Here is a 240-nt window from a genome sequence, read left to right as displayed (position 1 = left end):
CTCCGCCTCCGCGCGCCGGCGTGCCTCCTCGATGGCCCAGGCCTCCTCCTCCGCCTGCCGCAGCTCCTCCTCGCGCCGCAGCCGCTCGCGCTCCTCCCAGTCCTCCACCGACAGGGCCTCGATGCGGCCCTCGCGCTCCAGCACGCGCAACAACGCCTGCTGCGGCCCCGTCAGCGCCTCCGGCTGCCGGAACGCCCCCAGCGTCTCCAAGAGGCCCCGCTCCGACGCATCCGTCAGCCA

1 protein-coding gene is annotated in these 240 nt (G+C 75.8%); it reads right to left on the bottom strand.

From position 1 onward, the window contains the following. On the bottom strand, nt 1-240 hold a 240-nt coding region (locus D7X32_RS44610; RefSeq protein ID WP_208752786.1), incomplete at both ends, for a hypothetical protein.

Source organism: Corallococcus carmarthensis (genome assembly GCF_003611695.1).
Classification (GTDB): domain Bacteria; phylum Myxococcota; class Myxococcia; order Myxococcales; family Myxococcaceae; genus Corallococcus; species Corallococcus carmarthensis.
The sequence above is the reverse complement of the archived record's forward strand: the minus strand, read 5'-3'. Positions and strand labels throughout refer to the sequence as shown.